This is a genomic window from Aeromicrobium fastidiosum, from assembly GCF_017876595.1.
Taxonomy (GTDB): Bacteria; Actinomycetota; Actinomycetes; order Propionibacteriales; family Nocardioidaceae; genus Aeromicrobium; species Aeromicrobium fastidiosum.
In genome coordinates, this window is the sequence record NZ_JAGIOG010000001.1 from 60,150 (window position 1) to 78,664 (window position 18,515).

The window sequence follows — 18,515 nt, forward strand, 5'->3', positions numbered from 1 at the left end:
CCGCCGTCAGTCGTCCTCGGGCTTGGGCTTCTTGCCGCAGATGACGCGGTCGGCGGCCTGGTAGTTGGCCGTGTCGGTCTCGGTCTTGGCGACCTTGCCGTCCTTGATGAACCTGCGGACGATGTCGATGTCGAAGCCCGAGATGGGTGCCTGCGCTACGCACCGGTCGGTGTCGTCGTAGCGGGTGCCCGGGCTGCGACCGTTGCGCCGCGGCGACGCATCGGCCTCGATCTTGTCCCAGACCTTGGTGCTCCACAGCTCGACGTGCATCACGCCCTGCTTGCCGGGGGTGCTCTTGTCGACGTAGGCGCGGATCAGCACGCCGTAGTCGGTGGGGTTCTTGAACCGCAGGTCGAGGCTGCCGTAGTAGACCGTTGCCTCGCGACCCACCGGGTAGCGGTCGATGTAGAACGCGTGCGGGTGGTGCTCGACATCGTCCATGCCGCCGAAGAAGCCTGCGTTGTAGAGCGTCGTGACGACCTGCGAGACGCCGCCGCCGAGCTCTTCGCGGAACACGCCGCCGTTGATCACGGTGCCCGTCACGAAGCCGTTGTCGACGGTGCGCTCGCCGACGGTGTCGTTGAAGCTGAACGTCTCGCCGGGCTTGACGATCGTGCCGTCGATCAGCTCGGCGCCCCGGCTCTGGTTGGTGTTGCGGTACTCCGCGTACGGGAACTGGGTCTCGAACTCGCTGATCTTCTCGGTGATCTTGAGCGCCTCGGCGTCGGCCGTCGTGAACTGGGGCTCCACGACCTTCGCCTCGACCTCGACGGCGCGGGCCTCGCCGGTCTGCGTCAGGGCGGGGACGAGGCTCTCGGCCATCTCCGCCGGCTGCAGCCCGAGGCCCTCCTTGCCGGGCACGACGACGGGCTTGCCGCCCTCGATGACGACCGTCGCGTCGACCGCCTTGGTGCCGATGCCCGTCGTGGAGTCGGTCAGCGGCTGCGCGAGCTTCTCGGGGTCGAGCACCGGTGCCAGACGGTCGTCGCGCACGCGGACGCTCAGGGCCGGGGCGAAGGCGGTGACGGGCAGGGCGACGGTCTTGTCGCCGACGGTGAGCGTGACGGGCGCGCTGACGGCCGGCTCGGCGATCTCGGTCATGGCGGTCGCGAGACCCTCGGCGTCGACGGTCGGCTCGACGGCGGCCGTCGGCACCTCGATCGGCTCGTCGCTGACGAGGTAGGCGTCGCGGATGGCGTCCTCGGCGTCGGAGCGGGACACGACCAGGCCCTCCTCGGGCTGGCGGGCCTTCGGGGCACCGTTCGGGAAGGTGATCAGCGGCTCGACGACCTCACGGTCGATGCCCTCGCTGATCGCGGCCACCGACGCGGACAGTGCGGCCTCGTCGACGTCGAGCACGGGGGCATGGGGGTGCTTGCCGACGAACAGCGCCACCATCGCGCGCGGGTCCCAGCTGCGCGCGCTGCCCGCCCGGTCGAGCGAGCGTTCGACATCGAGCTTCAGGCCCGCGTCGGCCGGGTCGACCGTGAACTCCTGCTTGCCGTAGGTCAGGTCGATCTCGCGGTCGGCGATGGGATTCAGCGCCCGCTCGAGGGTCTCGCGAGCCTCTGCGCGGGTCTGGCCCGACACGTCGACGCCCGCGATGGAGGCGTCGGCTGGCATGCGCGTGCCGGTGAGGAAGTAGCCCGTGACGTAGGCGGCACCGACCAGGGCCAGCACCGCGAGCAGGACGTAGCGCCCCCAGTGACGCCCGGACGTCGACGGCTCGTCGGGCGGGCCAGCGGGGGGCGGGGAGTCGCCTGCCGCGGGGCGCGGACGCTCGTCCCAGTCGTCGCTGACGGCATGCGCGGGGATGACGATGTCGTCGCTGTGGTCGCGCAGGCCGGTCGGGACGGGCTCGGGCTCGGGCTCGATGGGCTCCGGCTCGACCGACGTAGGCTCGGGCTCCGGGTCGACCGGTGCAGCCTCGTCGACCGGCTCCGGTGTCGCATCACTTTGGGGCGGTGTCACGGAGTCGGGGTCGGACGGGGACGGCTCGGAGAGGTCGAGCTCGTCGCTCTCGACGACCAGTCCGGTCTCGGGGTCGACGCGCGACTCGCCAGCGGGAACGTCTCCGCCAGGCATCTCGTCTTCGCGGCGGCCGGGTGTCTCGTCGGTCATGTGTGCCTCCCCTGGACGACCGCCCGCGGCGAACCGCCGTCATCGCAGCGGTGGCACAGGCGAAGAGAGGCTGTCCCGTCCCCCGTCGCGATCATGGAGCGAGCCTAGTTCGCAGCACGACCGGCAGCACGATGGCCCCCAGCGACCCCGCCGTGAACGTCAGGCTGATCCAGTCGGAGGCGACCAGGTAGCTGCCGCTCGGCGACCACTGGAGCGCGAGCAGCGTGGCCGCCCACCCGAGAGCGATCCACGCCCCACCGATGCGGATCACGTCGTTGGCGGCGACCGTGACGAGCCCGGTCACGGCGATCGCGGCGGCCAGCCCCCACGGCCACGCGACTCCCCCCGCTGTCCAGACCTGTCGGTGCACGAGGGCACCCAGGACGCAGACATAGGCCCCGACGACGACCAGGGCAGCACGCAGCACGTCGACCTACAGCCCTGCGAACAGGTCTTCCTCGAGCCCGCTGGCACCCACCGGGCCACGGACCCCCTTGACGAGGCGGTAGAACTCGCTGCCCCAGACCACGGCCGCCATGTCCATGCCCCCGGCGAAGAACGTGCCGTCCTCGGTGATCTGGCTGCGGTGCGCCTTCATCGCGGCGAGCTTGGCCTGGACGTGCTCAGGTGCCTCGACGACCGCGTCGAGGTACTCGTCCTCGACGACGAACGGCGGCAGGTTGTCGGGGTCCATGCCCTCGAACGTCGTGGTGTCGCCCGTGGCGCGGATGGCCCTCAGACCGTCGCGGAAGCGCGACGCCGACATCGCGGACCAGTAGATCTTGGCGACGTCCCAGGCAGCCCCGAGGTCGGGGCGGAACGACCGGGCGGCCGCGAGGGCCGCGGCGTAGTGCGCGACCCGGTGGGCCTGCACGTGGTCGGGGTGTCCGTAGCCGCCGAAGTCGTCGTACGTCACGAGCACCTGCGGGCGCACTTCGCGGATGACCGCGACCAGCTCGGTCGTGGCCTCCAGCAGATCGGCGTGCCAGAAGGCGTTGTCGTGGATCACGTCGGCGGCCGTCGCGTGGCCGTTGTCGTCCCACTTCATGCCGGAGTCGCGGAACCGACCGGCACCTCCGAGCAGGCGGTGGTCGGTCACGCCGAGCTCGGCCATCGCCTCGGCCAGCTCGCCCTCGCGGTGCTGGCCGAGCCGGTCGTCGCGGTCGGCAGCGAGATGCTCGAGCTCTGGCACCAGGATCTCGCCCATCTCGCCCAGGGTGCACGTCACGAGCGTCACCGACGCACCCTCGGCGACGTACTTGGCCATCGTCACCCCGTTACCGAGCGACTCGTCGTCCGGGTGGGCGTGGACGAGGAGGAGACGACGAGCAGGTGAGGTCATGGGGGCAAGGCTACTGACCGCTCAGTTCGCCGTGCGCTTCGAGCGGGTGAGACCGTGGCCTCGCCGGGGCAGTCGACGTCTCCGGGGAGGAGGGCGGCCGCGGACGAGTCCGCAGGTCGCGCCGGCGCGCGTGATTGACTCGTGCCATGACCGTCTCGTACCCCCGGCTGGCCGCCCGCACGCTGCGCTTCACGCTCGGCATCCCCCGCAACGTCACGGTGTCGCCGGACGGTGCGACCGTGCGCTTCATCCGCACGCACGACGGCGTGACGCGCACCGGACAGCTGTGGGAGCACGACGTCGCCACCGGCCGCGAGACCGTCCTGGTCGATCCGGCCGAGCTGCTGGGCGACGCCGGTGAGCAGCTGTCCGCCGAGGAGCGCTCACGACGCGAGCGGAGCCGCGAGTCGGCTGCCGGGCTCGTCGGCTACGACGTCGACGCGACGGGGCGCTGGGCGTGCTTCGCGCTGTCGGGCGCGCTCTGGGCCGTCCACCTCGGGGCAGGTGCCGTCTCGGCACTGCCCAGCGTCGGCGCGGTGATCGACCCGCGCCTCGACCCGACCGGCCGTCACGTCGCCTACGCCTCGGGCGGTTCGCTGCGGGTCGTCGGCGTCGACGGATCCGGCGAGCGCGCCCTGGTGTCTCCGCAGACCGACACCGAGGTGTGGGGACAGGCCGAGTTCATCGCCGCCGAGGAGATGGATCGTCACCGCGGCTTCTGGTGGTCGCCCGACGGCACGTCGCTGCTGGTCGAGCGCTTCGACGACGCACCCGTGCAGACGTGGCACGTCGCCGATCCCGAGCACCCCGAGCGGCAGCCCGTGTCGCAGCGCTACCCTGCCGCCGGGACGCCCAATGCCGAGGTGACGCTGTGGCACGTCGGCCTCGACGGCTCCCGCACCGAGATCGTCTGGGACCGGGACGGATTCGAGTACCTCGGACGCGTCACGTGGACGCGCCACGGTGCGCCGCTGCTGCAGGTGCTGAGCCGCGACCAGAAGCGGTCGCAGGTGCTCTCGGTCGACGTGACGACGGGTGCGACGTCGGTGCTGCGCACGCTCGCGTCCGACACCTGGGTCGAGCTGACGTCCGCACCCCGGTGGACGCCCGCCGGCCGGCTCGTCACGGTCGAGGCCGGCGATGCGTGGCAGGTCGTCGTCGACGAGGCTCCGGTGACGCCGCCCACCTGGCAGGTGCGGTCGATCGTCGAGACGTTCGACGACTGCGTCATCGCGACCGCGTCCGACGACCCCACGCAGGTGCAGGTCGTGCGACTCGGCTTCGACGGCTCGGTGACACCGCTCACCGAGGGTGCAGCCGTGCACGGGGCGGTCGTGGGCGGGCCGACCACGGTCATCTCCCGGTCGGGCCTCGACGTCGTGGGCACGACCGTCACGGTGCACCGCGACGGTGCCGACCCCACCTCGGTCGGCGTCGTGTCCGAGCCGGCCCCGCTCGAGCCCCGCGTGACGATGCTCGAGGCCGGCGAGATCGGCATCCGCACGGCGGTGCTCTTCCCGCGCGACCACCAACCAGGTTCCGTGCGGCTCCCCGTGCTGATGGATCCCTACGGCGGCCCGCACGCTCAGCGCGTGCTGTCGTCGGCGCGCGCGTTCCTCGAGGCCCAGTGGCTCGCCGACCAGGGCTTCTGCGTCGTCGTCGCCGACGGCCGGGGCACGCCCGGTCGCGGCCCGGCCTGGGAGCGCCTGGTGCACGAGGACTTCGCCGGCGTGACGCTCGACGACCAGGTCACGGCGCTGGCGGCGGTGGCCGAGGCCTATCCCGACGACGTCGACATCTCACGGGTCGGCATCACGGGCTGGTCGTACGGCGGCTACCTCTCGGCGCTGGCCGTGCTCAAGCGTCCGGACGTCTTCCACGTCGCCGTGGCCGGTGCCCCCGTGACGGAGTGGCGGCTCTACGACACCTGCTACACCGAGCGCTACCTCGGCGATCCGGCGCAGCAGCCGGAGGTCTACGACCGCAACTCGCTGATCCCCATGGCACCCCTGCTGGAGCGGCCCCTGATGCTGATCCACGGTCTCGCCGACGACAACGTCGTCGCGGCCCACACGCTGCGGCTGTCGTCCGCCCTGCTCGCCGCAGGCCGCCCCCACACGGTGCTGCCGCTGTCGGGCGTCACGCACATGACCCCGCAGGAGGTCGTCGCCGAGAACCTCAAGCTGCTGCAGGTGCAGTTCCTGAAGGAGCACCTGGCCTGACGGCTCCACGCCGTCCGCGATCCGTGACGTCCACGGCGTCATCGACCGCCCCTGACGCCGTGGACGTCACAGATCGCGGGAGTTCTTGAGACGTTTGGGTCCGTCGGGCAGGGGTGGGGGCTCGGACGCCGGGCGGTCGTCGCCCAGCGTCCAGCCCCCGTAGACGTCGACCATCTCCACCACACGGTCGTCGAACGGCTCGACCAGCAGCACCCACGCCCGGTCGTCCCAGTCCTCCTCGCCCGCGAAGGCCTCACGGGTCAGCGTCGTCACGTATCCCTCGGCCTCCAGGGCACCGATGAGCTCGTCGGCGTCGTCTCGCTCGTCGAAGTGGATCGTGGTCACGGTCAGATCGTATGATGGTCTCGATCGCATCCCCGAGAACGAGGTCACCAGTCCGTTGAAGCTCTGAGGTCCGCCCCCGCCCGCACCCGTCGACGACGACGGTGCGAGCGACCAGCTCGACCCCATGGAGCATCCGATGCGTGCATCTCTCTCGTTCAACCACGTCACCTTCTCCTGGCCCGACGGCTCGACCGTCGTCGACGGCCTCGACCTAGCCGTCGGACCCGGCCGACACGGCCTGGTCGGCCCCAACGGGTGCGGCAAGTCGACCCTGCTGAGGCTCGCGGCCGGTGAGCTGGCACCGGGGTCCGGCACGGTCACGGCTCCGGCCGACGTCGCACTCCTCCGTCAGGACCCCGGCGTCGACCCCGACCGCACGGTCGCCGACGTGCTCGGTGTCGGCCCGATCCTCGCGGCGTTGGGACGCATGGCGGACGGCGACGTCCGCGACGACGACTTCGACCTCATCGGCGACGACTGGGACGTCGCCGAGCGCACGGAGGCGGAGCTGTCGCGCCTGGGGCTGAGCCACTTGGGCCTCGACCGGACGGTCGGCAGCGTCTCGGGCGGCGAGCTCGTCCTGCTGTCGCTGGTCGCGCTGCTGTTGCGTCGCCCGTCGGTCCTGCTGCTCGACGAACCCTCCAACAACCTCGACCGATCGGCCCGCGGGCGACTCGTCGACGTCGTCGCCGGCTGGCGCGGGACGTTGCTCGTCGTCAGCCACGACCGCGAGCTGCTCAACACGATGGACGACATCGCCGAGCTGCGTGACGGTCAGGTGACCTGGTACGGCGGCCCGTACGACGACTACGAGGCCGCCGTCTCGGTCGAGCAGGAGGCCGCACGGCGTGCCGTGCGCAACGCCGAGTCCGACCTTCGCGCGCAGAAGCGCGATCTGGTCGAGTCGCAGACCAAGCTCGCCCACCGACGCAAGGTGGGTGAGAAGGCGTGGGCCGAGAAGCGGATGCCGAAGATCGCGATGGGCAACTACAAGCGGCGAGCGGAGGTGTCGGCCGGCAAGCTGACGGGTCTGCACGAGGACCGGCTCGACGCGGCGGGACACCACCTCGACGAGGCGGAGGGCCGGGTGCGGGACGACCGCGAGATCCGGGTCGACCTGCCCGGCACGGCGGTGCCGCCCGGCCGGGTCGTGCTGGTGGCCGAGGGGCTGCGTGCGACGCACGGACGGGCCGTGCTCGATCTCGACGTGCGCGGGCCCGAGCGCATCGGGCTCACGGGCCCGAACGGGAGCGGCAAGACGTCGCTGCTGCGCACCGTGGCCGGGCTGGCCGAGCCGGCAGCGGGCGCGGCCTCGGTGGCGGTGCCGCTCCGCTACCTGCCGCAGCGGATGGACGTGCTCGACGACGCGCTGACGGTCGCCGAGAACATCGCACGGATCGCCCCCGAGGCGACCGAGACCGAGCGCAGGTCGCGGCTCGCGCGATTCCTGTTCCGGGGCAGGGCCGCCGACCAGCTCGCGTCGACGCTGTCGGGCGGTGAGCGGCTGCGGGCGACACTGGCGTGCCTGCTGCTGGCCGACCCCGCCCCGCAGCTGCTGCTGCTCGACGAGCCCACCAACCATCTCGACCTGCCGAGCGTCCGCCACCTCGTCGAGGCGCTCAGGTCGTACCGGGGCGCGCTGGTCGTCGTGAGCCACGACGAGCACTTCCTCGACGACCTCGAGCTCGACCGGCGCGTCGAGGTGTGACGGGCTACGGGACGAGCGCCAGCTTGCCGCCGGGGTGGCCGCCCATCAGCTCGGCGGCGGCGGCCCGCGCGTCGTCCAGGGCGTAGGTGCGCGCCACCGGCACGACGAGCTCGCCGCTGCCGGCCAGCTCGACGAGCCTGGCCCGGACGCTGTCGCGGTAGCGCGCACTGTCCGGGTTCGACCCCGCCAGGGCCGTGAACCCGTCACGCTGGGCGCGGGGCTTCGCGGCGATCGTGACGATGCGGCCCCGATCGGCCACGAGCGCGAGGGACACGTCGACGGCCTCGTCGGCGCCTGCCGCGTCGAGGGCCGCGTCGAGGCCGCCGGGCACGGCATCACGCACCCGCTCCTCGAGTCCGTCGCCGTGGGCCACGGGCACGCCTCCGAATCGGCCGACGACGTCGAACCGTCCGGGGCTGGCCGTGCCGACGACCGTGACCCCGAGCAGGCGGGCCTGCTGCAGGACGCTGACCCCGACGGCACCCGACGCCCCGTGCAACAGGATCGTGTCGCCCGCCACGACGTGCGCGGCGCGCAGCATGTCGAGCGCCGTCGTGCCGGCGAGCAGCAGGTTCGCGGCCTCGGCGAACCCCAGACGCGCCGGCTTCGCGAACACGTCGGAGGCCCGCACCGTCACGGCCGTGGCGTAGCCGCCAGCGATGCGGAACGCGAGCACCTCGTCGCCGACCTCGACCGGACCCGTGGCGATCCGGGTGCCCGGCCCGACCGCCGATACGACCCCGGCGACCTCGTAGCCGATCGCGACGGGCAGCCGGGACGCGTCGGTGCCGGCCGCGACGTGCTTGACGTCGGCGGGATTCATGCCCGCCGCCCGCACCTCGATCGTCACCTCGCCCGGGCCCGGTGCGGGAACCTCGTGGTCGTCGAGCCGCCAGACGTCCGGCCCGCCCAGCTCGTGTGCCGCCCATCGTCGTGCGTGCAGTGCCGTCATGACCCCAGTCAACCGCGCGTGGCAAGCGGGAGTCACCCCCTGGCGCGCACACTGGGGAGGTGACCACCACCAACTGGGCAGGCAACCTCACCTACGGCGCGACGACTCTCCACACGCCGACGAGCGTCGAGCAGCTGCAGCAGATCGTCCGCGACGCGAACCGGCTGCGCGCCGTAGGCTCCCGCCACTCGTTCAACCGCATCGCCGACACCGACGCCGCGCAGGTCTCGGTCGCGGGGCTGCCCTCCACGGTCGACGTCGACGAGCTGTCGCGGACCGTCACGGTCTCCGCCGGGCTGCGCTACGGCGAGCTGGTCGACCGGCTCGACGCCGCGGGCTGGGCCGTCCCCAACCTGGCCTCGCTCCCCCACATCTCCGTCGCCGGTGCGATCGCGACCGGCACCCACGGATCGGGCGACGGCAACGTGAGCCTCGCCGGCGCGGTCGCGGGCGTCCGTCTCGTCGGCGCCGACGGCGAGCTGCACGACATCCGCCGCGGCGACCCCGACTTCGAGGGTGCCGTGGTGTCGCTGGGACGGCTCGGCATCGTGACCCAGGTGACGATCGACGCCGTGCCGACGTTCGAGGTGCGCCAGGACCTGTTTGAGCACCTGCCGTGGTCGGACGTCGAGACGAGCTTCGACGCGATCACGTCGAGCGCCTACAGCGTCAGCATGTTCACCGACTGGAGCGACCGCGGCCCGCACCAGGTCTGGACCAAGTCACGCGTCGACGACGGACCCGTCACCGAGCTGCTCGGCGCGCGGCTGGCGACCCGGGAGCTGCACCCGCTCCCGGGCGTCGACCCGGGGGCGACGACGCGCCAGCTGGGAGTGCCCGGTCCGTGGTGGGACCGGCTGCCGCACTTCCGGCTCGAGTACACGCCGAGCGACGGCGACGAGCTGCAGACCGAGTACCTCGTGCCGCGGTCGTCGGCGCTCGACGCCATCCGCGCGGTGCGCGGGCTGCACGACCGCCTCGAGCCGATCCTGCTGGTCGCGGAGATCCGCACGATCGCGGCCGACGGCCTGTGGCTCAGCCCCAGCCACGACGTCGACTGCGTCGCGCTGCACTTCACGTGGCGCATGGACGTGCCCCGGGTCGAGCAGTTCCTGCCCGTGCTCGACGACGCCCTCGCACCGTTCGCGGCCCGCCCCCACTGGGGCAAGGTGTTCGAGACGACGCCCGAGCGGCTGCTGGCGGCCTATCCCCGACTGCCCGAGTTCGCGGCCCTCGTCGGACGGCGCGACCCGGACGGGGTGTTCGCCAACGAGCTGACCGACCGCTGGCTCACGCGCTGACCCGACTGACACGGCGCGACAGGATCGAGCCCCACACCGCGGCGAAGACGAACATGAACACGGAGTACACCGCGGCCGGCACGGAGATCTCCGTGACGTCGAGGACCTCGACCGCGACGTAGATCGCCAAGGTGCCGTTGTGCACGCCGATCTCCATCGACGAGGCGATCGCCTGCCCCTCCGTGACCCCGAGCGCCTTGGGCACGACGTACCCGACCACGAGGCTGATGGCGCAGAACAGGGCGGTCGCCACCCCGACGTCGCCGAGGTACTCGCCGATCTTGTCGCGTTGGTCGACGATGATGCCGAGGACGAGCACCGCCAGGATGACGGCCGACCCGACGCGCACGGGCTTGTCTGCCCGCTCCGCCACACCCGGTCTGCGCGCCCGCACGAGCATGCCGAGCACGACGGGCACCAGCACCACGGCGAACACCTCGACGACCTTGCCGAGCTGCAGGTCGACGGAGTCCTGCCGGTCGAAGTGGGCGATCGTGAGGTTCGTGATGAGCGGCAGCGTCACGATCGCGACGACCGAGTTGATCGCGGTCAGCGTGACGTTGAGGGCGACGTCGCCGTGGAAGAGGTGACTGAACAGGTTGGCGCTGGTGCCTCCCGGCGAGGCTGCGAGCAGCATCAGGCCGATGCCCAGCAGGGGCGGCAGGTCGAGTGCCACGACGATCCCGAACGCGACGGCCGGCAGCAGGAGCAGCTGGCACGCCAGGGCGATGACGACGGCGCGCGGCTGCTCGCGCACGCGGCGGAAGTCGTCGAGGGTCAGCGACAGGCCCAGCCCGAACATGATGATGCCGAGGGCCAACGGCAGTCCGACAGTCGTGAGTGCGGAGTCCATCACGACACCCTAGGGGTGACCCGCGTCACACGTCGACCTGTGACGTGCTCGGCGTCCCCTCGTCGGGCCGGATCGGCCCGGACCGCCCATACTCAAGAAGTGAACACGTTCAATCCAGAGCCTGCCCCTCTTCGGGGTGCCCGCATCATGCAGCAGGACTGGAACCGCATCAGCTTCGTCCACTGGGCGGTCGACCCCGAGCTCGTCGCCCCGCTGCTGCCTGCGCGAACGCGGCCGGACGTGCTCGACGGCGTCACCTACGTCGGGCTGATCCCGTTCGACATGCGGCACGCAGGCTTCGGCCGGGGCCCGGCGGTGCCGTTCTTCGGCGACTTCGCCGAGACCAACGTGCGGCTCTACTCGGTCGACGCCGAGGGCCGCCACGGCGTCGTGTTCCGCTCGCTGGAGACGACCCGGCTCGTGGTCGCCCTGGGAGCCCGGCTGGCCTTCGCGACGCCGTACACCTGGGCCCGCATGCGCATCGAGCAGGACGGCGACACGCTCGAGTACACGACGCGCCGCCGCTGGCCCCGCCCGGTCGGTGCCGGCGGCACGATGCGGGTGACCGCCGCGGAGCCGATCCCCGACCCGTCGCCCGTCGAGCAGTTCGTCACCGCCCGCTTCGGGCTGCACACGCGCTGGATGGGCCGCACCCTGTGGATCCCCAACCACCACGAGCCGTGGCCGCTGCGCCGCGCGACGCTCGACCGGCTCGGCGACGACCTCGTCGCGGCGGCGGGGCTGCCCGGGCTCGTCGACCGCGAGCCCGACTCGGTGCTGCACTCGGACGGCGTGCGGACCGCGTTCGGGATGCCCCAGCTCGTACGGGCCTGACTCGTACGGGCTGATCAGCCCCGGTCGAGCTCGAAATCGTCGAAGTCGAAGCCCGGCGAGACCGTGCAGGTGACCAGTGCATCTGCGGCGGACGGGACGGTCCGCTGCCACGTCCCGGCGGGGACGACCGCCTGCGGACGCTGACCGGCTTCGAGGTCGAGCCCCACGACAAGCGTCTCGCCGTCGCCCGGACGGTCGCCCGTGCCGCCGAGCTGGAGCCGCACGGCACCCAGCTGGGCGACCCAGATCTCGTCCGACGCGACACGGTGCCACGCCGACGCCTCCCCCGCGGGCAGCAGGAACAGGATCATCGTCGCGGTCGGGCGCATCCGGCCGTCGGCAAGCGTCACGTCGACCGGCGACGCCCACGTGCGCCGGTACCAGCCGCCCTCGGGATGCGGCGAGAGGTCGAGCCGGGCGGCGATGGCCGGGCGAGGTGTCCCCGGGCGCGATGTCACAGGGCGGCCTCGATCTCGGGCAGCCGCGCACGGAATGCCTCGACCCGGTCACGCGTGCGCTGCGGCTCGCCGAGCCTGCCGAGGTTGAGGAACCCCACGTCGCCCCGGGCCTGACCCGCCTCGATGCGGTCGGCCGCGGTCGACATGCGCCGCACGACGGCGTCGAGCACCGTCATCGGGCCCCACTCGCCGTAGGCGTCGACCAGGATGTCGAGGCGGCGGACGACGTCGGCGACGGGGATCTCGCGGTACAGCGGCAGCGCCGTCCACGCCATGAACGCGAGGTCGTCGATGGCCTGCCCCGGCCCCGCCATGTCCCAGTCGATCATCGCGACGAAGTGACCGCTCTGGATGATCCAGTTGTACGCGCCGGGGTCGTGGTGGCAGATGACCTCGCCGTCGCCGAGCTCGACCTCGCCGGCACCCCTCCACACCCGGCTGCCCGACGGACGGAACCCCTCGACGACGTCGTGGAAGTCGCGCAGCCACGTGACGGCCTCCTCGAGCACGGTGTCGAGCACGACCTCCCGGTCGACGGGGACGCCGCGACCCTCGACGTGCTCGAGCACCTCGCGCCCCTGGTCGTCGAAGCCGTGCAGCGCCGGCACCCCACGCAGGTCGTTGTCGTGCAGGAACGTCAGCAGCTCATGGACGGCAGGCGTCCAGGGGCCCGTCGGACGGCGCACCGTGCGTCCCACGCGGGTGGCTCCGCCCACCGCGCCGGGCAGCTCCTCCACCTCTTCCACGATGGATTCACGCGGCTCTGGCACGCTGTCATCGTGGCACATTCGCATTCGCACTCGCACTCCCCCGCGGCCGACGGTCCACCGAGGCGCGGGCTCGCGGTCGTGCTCTCGATGGTCGTCATGACGATCTCGGCCGTGGCCATCGTCGCGATGGTCCTGCTGTGGCCCAACGCCAGCGACGTGCCGAAGGACCAGAACCCCTACGGGGCCGACGGCGTCAGCACCGTCGACGCCACCGTCACCAAGGTCGTGCCGTTCGGGTGCAACAGCGGCGGCGAGGGCCCCGACGGCACGGTCGAGGTCGCGGGCGACTGTGCCCACATCAGCGCCGACGTCCCTGGCGGCACCGGCACGTTCGACCTCGACGCGTCCCGCTACAAGGCCGGCATCGACGTCGGCGACAAGATCACGGTCGTGCGCATCCAGCCCGCGGGTCAGGAGGCGTCGTACGAGTTCCTCGACTTCCGCCGCGGCGTGCCGCTCACGGCGCTGGCCGCGATCTTCGCCGTCCTGGTCGTCGCGATCGCCCGCTGGCGGGGCCTGTTCGCCCTGGTCGGCATCGGCGTGACGCTGCTGGCCGTCACCAAGTTCATGCTCCCCGCGTTCCTGGCCGGGGAGTCGCCACTGGCCGTCGCGGTCGTCGGGTCGACCGTCATCATGATCGTCGTCCTCTACCTGGCGCACGGCATCTCGATCCGCACCACGTCGGCGTTGTTCGGGACGCTGGTGGGCATCGCGATGACGGCGGCGATCGGGCTCGCCGCGACGGGCTGGGCTCAGCTGAGCGGTGTCGGGTCCGAGGACGACCAGCGGCTCATCGCCACGGTGCCCGACATCTCGCTGTCGGCGATCGTCGCGGGCACCATGGTCATCGCCGGGCTCGGCGTGCTCAACGACGTGACGGTCACGCAGGCCAGCGCGGTGTGGGAGATGCGGGCGCTCAAGCCCGCCGCCCGGGGACGCGAGCTGTTCACGTCGGCGATGCGGATCGGCCGCGACCACATCGCGTCGAGCGTCTACACGCTCGTGTTCGCGTACGCAGGCTCGGCGATGACGATCCTGCTGCTCGCGACGGCCTACCAGCGTGGTCTGGCCGATCTCGCCACGACCGAGGAGATCGGCCAGGAGATCGTCCGCACCCTGGTGGGGGCCATCGGCCTGGTGCTGGCCGTGCCGATCACGACCCTCTTCGCGGTGTGGCTGGCGCCGCCGCGGGTCGACGAGCCGGTCGAGCCCGCGCCGCGACGGTCGGGCGGCAGCCACGCCGGGCCCGTCGGCGGCTGAGCGCACGGCCGGCCGGTTCGCGCTGAGCGCCACGCCACGTTCTGGCGAGGTTCGCCGGCACGCGCGTCGGGCCGGGGGTAGCATGGTGGTCACACCGACCCGCAGCGTCTCCCCGAGGGACGATGACTGCTCGAGGGCCGTCGTGCGAAGCCGTTCCCCAGGCTCCCCGCACGACCGACGCCGCCGGACGCAGAATTCCCGGCGGTCGACACGGGTGGCGCACCGGTCACGAGGTCCGGCGCGTCCCGCGTCACGGTCCGCGAGCAGGCCCGGTGCCGCCGTACCGCCGGGTCTGCCCGGCACGCCACAGGAGGATCTCTTGGCTCGACGAGGCCAGCGCCAGTCCGGCACGACCCGCACCGCCCCCCGGCAGCAGCGGGGTGCCGGGCAGCGACCGCTCGAGAAGGGCGACATCATCCGCGTGCTCGCCCGCGCCGTCCGCGAGGTCGAGGCGAAGGCGCAGCGCGGTCCGCTGACCCCCGCCGGTCGCACCAAGTTCCAGGTCGTCGCGGTGCTGGTGCGCGAGGAGCGCACCCGCGTCAAGAACGACAAGGACGCCCCGGAGGCCCACCGGGCCGAGCAGCTCAAGCGGCTCGACGGCGTCGCGCAGATCCTCGCGCAGACCGTCGCCCTCGATCCCACGGTCTACCCCCTGCTCGACGAGAACGCCGTCTTCACCGATGCCGCCGACACCCTGCGCAGCGAGATGCTGCAGGCCGCCGGCATCGAGGCACCCACCGACGACACGTCCGGCAGCGCGCCGGTCGTCGTCACGGAGCGACGGGTCGTCCCGCAGTCGGTCGTCGCCCGCCAGCTCGCCAACCCGTTCCTGGCCCCCGACTTCTCGGCCGTCGAGCAGCGTCCCGCGAGCCCCCGCCGCCTGTCGACGTGGGAGCTGCTCGGGCCGTTGTTCCGCGCCTTCGAGTACGGCGGCTCGTCGTCGTGCATGCCCCTGCCCCCGCCGGGGTTCCTGATGACGCCGGGTGGCCTCGAGCTCATGCCCCACCAGGCGCAGGTCGTCGGCGCGGCCGCCGAGGGTCACCGCACGTTCCTGCTCGCCGACGAGCCGGGTCTCGGCAAGACCGCACAGGCCCTGCTCGCCGCGCACGCCGCCGACGCGTACCCGCTGCTCGTGGTCGTTCCCAACGTGGTCAAGACCAACTGGGCACGCGAGGCCGAGATCTGGACGCCGAGCCGCAAGGCCACCGTGATCCACGGCGACGGCGACACGATCGACGGATTCGCCGACATCGTGATCGTCAACTACGAGGTGCTCGACCGTCACGCCGGCTGGCTCGGCGAGTTCGGGTTCCGCGGGATGGTCGTCGACGAGGCCCACTTCATCAAGAACCGGACGTCGCAGCGCTCCAAGCACGCGCTCGAGCTGTCCGAGCGCATCCGTCACCGCACGGTCCGGCCGCTGCTGATGGCACTGACCGGCACCCCCCTGATCAACGACATCGAGGACTTCCGGGCGATCTGGCAGTTCCTCGGCTGGATCGACGACAAGAAGCCGCAGGCCGAGCTCATGGAGCGCCTCGAGGACACCGGTCTGACGCCGGCCGACGCGGGCTTCTACTCGGCCGCGCGCACCAACGTCATCAACATGGGCATCGTGCGGCGCCGCAAGGTCGACGTCGCCGCCGACATCCCGGCCCGCCGGGTCGCCGACCTGCCCGTCGAGCTCGACGACGCCGTCGGCCGGTCGATCCGCGAGGCCGAGGCCGAGCTGGCCCGTCGCCTGGTCGCCCGCTACGACTCCGCGCTCGAGAACCGCACGTCGGGCGTCACGGTCGACGGCATCGACCACGAGCTCGTCCGCAGCGTCGCCCGCTGGGAGCGCGAGGACGCCGATGACGAGAAGACCGGTCAGAACGTCTTCGGCATGATGCGTCGCATCGGTCAGGCCAAGGCGAGTCTGGCCGCCGACTACGCGGCCCAGCTGTCGCGCAACGTCGGCAAGGTCGTCTTCTTCGCCAAGCACATCGACGTCATGGACGTCGCCGAGGAGACCTTCACGAAGCGGGGCATCCGGTTCGCGTCGATCCGCGGCGACCAGACCGCCAAGGTGCGGCAGAAGAACATCGACGCCTTCGTCGAGGACGAGGACGTCGAGATCGTGGTCTGCTCGCTGACCGCCGCCGGCGTCGGGCTCAACCTGCAGGTCGCGTCCAACGTCGTGCTCGCCGAGCTCTCGTGGACCGATGCCGAGCAGACCCAGGCGATCGACCGCGTGCACCGCATCGGCCAGGAGGAGCCCGTCACCGCGTGGCGCATCATCGCGGCGCAGACGATCGACGGCAGGATCGCCGAGCTCATCGACAGCAAGGCCAGCCTGGCAGCACGTGCGCTCGACGGCTCCGACGAGGAGATCGCCTCATCGGCCGACGTGCAGCTCGAAGCGCTGATCTCGATGCTGACCGAGGCCCTCGAGGACCGCGCCGGCCTCGCCTGACCGCTGGGCCTGACGTTTCTGCGAACACGCCGTCGGCGTGTCTGCAGAAACGTCAGGCCCAGCGGGGTGGTGTCAGCGGTCGGGGTGCTCGTCCTGGTCGGGGCCTGCCTCGGCCGTCAGGTCGCCGGGACGACCCTCGCCGGTGTCGGTCGCGTCCTCGGCCTCCACCGGCACGGGGCCGGGGTTGGCGAGCTGCCCGTCCTCGTCGGTCGTGGAGTCGTCGGTGTCGTTGCGGGCTGTGATGGGATCGCTCATGGCCGACGCGTACCCCGACGACGCGAAGTTCACGCGGTGGACGCGTCCCCGCGCACCTCAGCGGACGACGACGGGCGTGCCGGCCGTGTCCGGCAGCTGAGGCAGGCCCAGCAGCGCCAGCGACGTGGCCGCGACATCGAGGTTGCGCACCGGCTGCGGCCCCGAGTAGCCGGGGCGTCCCGTGCCCGGGTCGGACCGGGTGCTGTCGAGGTCGTAGAGATCGGCGCCGGCACTCACGGTGCGACCCCACACGATGAACGGCACCCGGTAGTCGGCCTCGAGCGTCGCGTCGCCGTGGTCGCGCGATCCCGCCGGTCCGCCGTGGTCGGCCGTCAGGACGATCGTCGTGCGGGCGACGAGCGCGGGATCGGCGTCTAGGGCGGCCAGGACGTCACCGATGCGTCGGTCGGCCTCGCGCACGGCCGCCAGGTAGGCCGGGGTCAGCCAGCCGTTCGCGTGACCTGCGGCGTCGGGTGCGGCGAGGTGCCAGAACACCAGCCCAGCCCCGTCGCCACGCAGCGCTGCAGTGACGTCGTCGACGAGGTCGGCAGCAGGGCCGATCGCCGCCGCGTCGAGCTTGTCGCGCCCGTCGTCGTCTCCCGTGACGTCGTCGGCACCGTGGTTGCGGTCCCACGAGCGCACCAGCAGGCGGAACTTGTCCTTCTCGGCGAACAGCGCGGTGCGCACGCCGTGGTCGTGGGCGACGTCGAACATGCCTGGCACGTAGCTGCCGTGCACCTGCTCGAGCGTGCGGCCGTCGTCGTCGTTGAACGTCACCGATGTGCCGTCGGGGCCATCGACCCGCCGGCCGGTCATCATCCCGGTGTGGTTGGGCAGCGTGATCGTGAGCTCGCGCGACGTGCGGGCGTCCAGCGTCGACGCGCCCTGGTCGATCAGTCGTCGCAGCGCTGGGATCTCTGCGGGTGACAGGGCCGTGAGGGCCTCGGGGTTGAGGCCGTCGATCGAGATCGCCAGCACGACGGGGGCACCGTCAGCAGGAGGCTGCGACGCAGACGGGGACGGGGACGCCTTCGGAGCGGCCGGGGCGGACGTCGCGGACGCGGGCGGCGTGGCAGGAGCGCCCTGCTCATCGGGCGGTGCCGAGGAGCAGGCCACCGGCACCAGGCACAGCGACAACGCCACCAGGTGCGCGGCAGCCCTCACGTGACCACCCCGGTCGAGCCGGAGGCGGAGCCCATCGCATCTACCATGCCGCGGGTCGCCAGGACGTCGGCCAGCTCGTTGTCGGGGACGCCGGAGTGTCCCTTGACCCAGAACCACTCCACGTCGTGCCGCTCGCACGCGGCCTTGAGCCGCTGCCACAGGTCGACGTTCTTGACCGGCTGCTTCGACGCGGTGCGCCAACCGTTCTTCTCCCACCCCGCGACCCACTGCGTGATGCCACTGCGGACGTAGGTGCTGTCGGTATGCAGGTGCACCGTGACCGGACGCGTCAGCGCCTCGAGGGCCATGATCGGAGCCGTCAGCTCCATGCGGTTGTTGGTCGTCGACGTCGGCTCCCCGCCGAACATCTCCCGCACGTGCTCGCCCTGCCGCAGCACCGCGCCCCATCCTCCCGGTCCGGGATTGGGCGTGCAGCCGCCGTCGGTGTGGATGATCACGGGGTCGTTGCTCACCG

At 72.0% G+C, this 18,515-nt stretch carries 17 protein-coding genes; 6 read left to right on the top strand and 11 right to left on the bottom strand.

Annotation, left to right across the window (positions count from 1 at the left end):
• Nucleotides 1–6: 6 nt before the first annotated feature.
• The 3 genes from JOF40_RS00330 to mshB all read right to left on the bottom strand — a co-directional run bounded on the left by JOF40_RS00330 (nucleotide 7) and on the right by mshB (nucleotide 3,463).
• A complete protein-coding gene (locus JOF40_RS00330; protein ID WP_129183053.1) occupies nucleotides 7–2,121 on the bottom strand; it encodes a VanW family protein in 2,115 nt (704 codons plus the stop codon).
• Between the two features lie 91 nt (nucleotides 2,122–2,212).
• The gene (locus JOF40_RS00335; RefSeq protein WP_129183055.1) at nucleotides 2,213–2,548 is read right to left on the bottom strand and encodes a hypothetical protein; all 336 of its coding nucleotides are present in this window, start codon (nucleotides 2,546–2,548) and stop codon (nucleotides 2,213–2,215) included.
• A gap of 6 nt (nucleotides 2,549–2,554) precedes the next feature.
• On the bottom strand, nucleotides 2,555–3,463 hold the full coding sequence (gene mshB / locus JOF40_RS00340; protein WP_129183057.1) for an N-acetyl-1-D-myo-inositol-2-amino-2-deoxy-alpha-D-glucopyranoside deacetylase: 909 nt from the start codon (nucleotides 3,461–3,463) through the stop codon (nucleotides 2,555–2,557).
• 146 nt (nucleotides 3,464–3,609) lie between these two features.
• Here mshB and JOF40_RS00345 point away from each other — a divergent pair, with 146 nt between their 5' ends.
• Complete coding sequence (locus tag JOF40_RS00345; protein ID WP_129183059.1) at nucleotides 3,610–5,685, top strand: S9 family peptidase; 2,076 nt, start codon at nucleotides 3,610–3,612, stop codon at nucleotides 5,683–5,685.
• A gap of 66 nt (nucleotides 5,686–5,751) precedes the next feature.
• On the opposite strand, the gene JOF40_RS00350 is transcribed toward JOF40_RS00345, so the two are convergent.
• Entirely contained in the window at nucleotides 5,752–6,030 is a 279-nt protein-coding gene (locus tag JOF40_RS00350; protein ID WP_129183060.1) for a hypothetical protein, read from the bottom strand.
• Nucleotides 6,031–6,166: 136 nt separating this feature from the next.
• On the opposite strand from JOF40_RS00350, the gene JOF40_RS00355 reads away from it, so the two are divergent.
• On the top strand, nucleotides 6,167–7,738 hold the full coding sequence (locus JOF40_RS00355; RefSeq protein WP_129183061.1) for an ABC-F family ATP-binding cassette domain-containing protein: 1,572 nt from the start codon (nucleotides 6,167–6,169) through the stop codon (nucleotides 7,736–7,738).
• Between the two features lie 4 nt (nucleotides 7,739–7,742).
• Here JOF40_RS00355 and JOF40_RS00360 read toward each other — a convergent pair whose 3' ends face one another.
• Nucleotides 7,743–8,690: an NADP-dependent oxidoreductase gene (locus tag JOF40_RS00360; RefSeq protein WP_129183063.1), complete on the bottom strand. Its 948-nt coding sequence runs from the start codon at nucleotides 8,688–8,690 to the stop codon at nucleotides 7,743–7,745.
• Nucleotides 8,691–8,749: 59 nt separating this feature from the next.
• Between JOF40_RS00360 and JOF40_RS20110 the strand changes: the two genes are divergently transcribed.
• A complete protein-coding gene (locus JOF40_RS20110; RefSeq protein ID WP_129183065.1) occupies nucleotides 8,750–9,991 on the top strand; it encodes an FAD-binding protein in 1,242 nt (413 codons plus the stop codon).
• On the opposite strand, the gene JOF40_RS00370 is transcribed toward JOF40_RS20110, so the two are convergent.
• Nucleotides 9,981–10,844 (bottom strand): bile acid:sodium symporter family protein, encoded by an 864-nt coding sequence (locus JOF40_RS00370; protein ID WP_129183066.1) that lies wholly within the window; start codon nucleotides 10,842–10,844, stop codon nucleotides 9,981–9,983. The two genes, JOF40_RS20110 and JOF40_RS00370, sit on opposite strands and share 11 nt — an antisense overlap.
• 99 nt (nucleotides 10,845–10,943) lie before the next feature.
• On the opposite strand from JOF40_RS00370, the gene JOF40_RS00375 reads away from it, so the two are divergent.
• A complete protein-coding gene (locus tag JOF40_RS00375; RefSeq protein ID WP_246152813.1) occupies nucleotides 10,944–11,678 on the top strand; it encodes a YqjF family protein in 735 nt (244 codons plus the stop codon).
• A gap of 14 nt (nucleotides 11,679–11,692) precedes the next feature.
• On the opposite strand, the gene JOF40_RS00380 is transcribed toward JOF40_RS00375, so the two are convergent.
• Together JOF40_RS00380 and JOF40_RS00385 are read right to left on the bottom strand one after the other, a co-directional pair.
• Nucleotides 11,693–12,136, bottom strand: a complete 444-nt coding sequence (locus JOF40_RS00380; RefSeq protein ID WP_129183068.1) for a cupin domain-containing protein — start codon at nucleotides 12,134–12,136, stop codon at nucleotides 11,693–11,695.
• Entirely contained in the window at nucleotides 12,133–12,906 is a 774-nt protein-coding gene (locus JOF40_RS00385; RefSeq protein WP_246152812.1) for a phosphotransferase, read from the bottom strand. The genes JOF40_RS00380 and JOF40_RS00385 overlap by 4 nt, the downstream gene beginning before the upstream one ends.
• A 9-nt stretch (nucleotides 12,907–12,915) precedes the next feature.
• Here JOF40_RS00385 and JOF40_RS00390 point away from each other — a divergent pair, with 9 nt between their 5' ends.
• Both JOF40_RS00390 and JOF40_RS00395 read left to right on the top strand, forming a co-directional pair.
• Nucleotides 12,916–14,166: a YibE/F family protein gene (locus tag JOF40_RS00390; protein ID WP_188111754.1), complete on the top strand. Its 1,251-nt coding sequence runs from the start codon at nucleotides 12,916–12,918 to the stop codon at nucleotides 14,164–14,166.
• 319 nt (nucleotides 14,167–14,485) lie between these two features.
• Complete coding sequence (locus JOF40_RS00395; protein ID WP_129183074.1) at nucleotides 14,486–16,621, top strand: DEAD/DEAH box helicase; 2,136 nt, start codon at nucleotides 14,486–14,488, stop codon at nucleotides 16,619–16,621.
• A gap of 72 nt (nucleotides 16,622–16,693) precedes the next feature.
• Here JOF40_RS00395 and JOF40_RS00400 read toward each other — a convergent pair whose 3' ends face one another.
• From JOF40_RS00400 to rnhA, 3 genes are read right to left on the bottom strand one after another with little or no spacing between them, the layout of a single operon-like run.
• Entirely contained in the window at nucleotides 16,694–16,876 is a 183-nt protein-coding gene (locus JOF40_RS00400; protein WP_129183076.1) for a hypothetical protein, read from the bottom strand.
• 57 nt (nucleotides 16,877–16,933) lie between these two features.
• Nucleotides 16,934–18,040: an alkaline phosphatase family protein gene (locus JOF40_RS00405; RefSeq protein WP_188111753.1), complete on the bottom strand. Its 1,107-nt coding sequence runs from the start codon at nucleotides 18,038–18,040 to the stop codon at nucleotides 16,934–16,936.
• Nucleotides 18,037–18,513, bottom strand: coding sequence for a ribonuclease HI (rnhA, locus tag JOF40_RS00410; protein WP_129183080.1), 477 nt, complete (start codon nucleotides 18,511–18,513; stop codon nucleotides 18,037–18,039). Before rnhA ends, JOF40_RS00405 begins: the two co-directional genes overlap by 4 nt.
• Nucleotides 18,514–18,515 lie beyond the last annotated feature (2 nt).

What these genes read in the sequence shown, in the direction of transcription:
- JOF40_RS00330 (WP_129183053.1), bottom strand. Translation starts at nt 2,121, where the DNA reads ATGACCGACGAGACACCCGGCCGCCGCGAAGACGAGATGCCTGGCGGA.
- mshB (WP_129183057.1), bottom strand. Translation starts at nt 3,463, where the DNA reads ATGACCTCACCTGCTCGTCGTCTCCTCCTCGTCCACGCCCACCCGGAC.
- JOF40_RS00345 (WP_129183059.1), top strand. Translation starts at nt 3,610, where the DNA reads ATGACCGTCTCGTACCCCCGGCTGGCCGCCCGCACGCTGCGCTTCACG.
- JOF40_RS00355 (WP_129183061.1), top strand. Translation starts at nt 6,167, where the DNA reads ATGCGTGCATCTCTCTCGTTCAACCACGTCACCTTCTCCTGGCCCGAC.
- JOF40_RS00360 (WP_129183063.1), bottom strand. Translation starts at nt 8,690, where the DNA reads ATGACGGCACTGCACGCACGACGATGGGCGGCACACGAGCTGGGCGGG.
- JOF40_RS00370 (WP_129183066.1), bottom strand. Translation starts at nt 10,844, where the DNA reads ATGGACTCCGCACTCACGACTGTCGGACTGCCGTTGGCCCTCGGCATC.
- JOF40_RS00400 (WP_129183076.1), bottom strand. Translation starts at nt 16,876, where the DNA reads ATGAGCGATCCCATCACAGCCCGCAACGACACCGACGACTCCACGACC.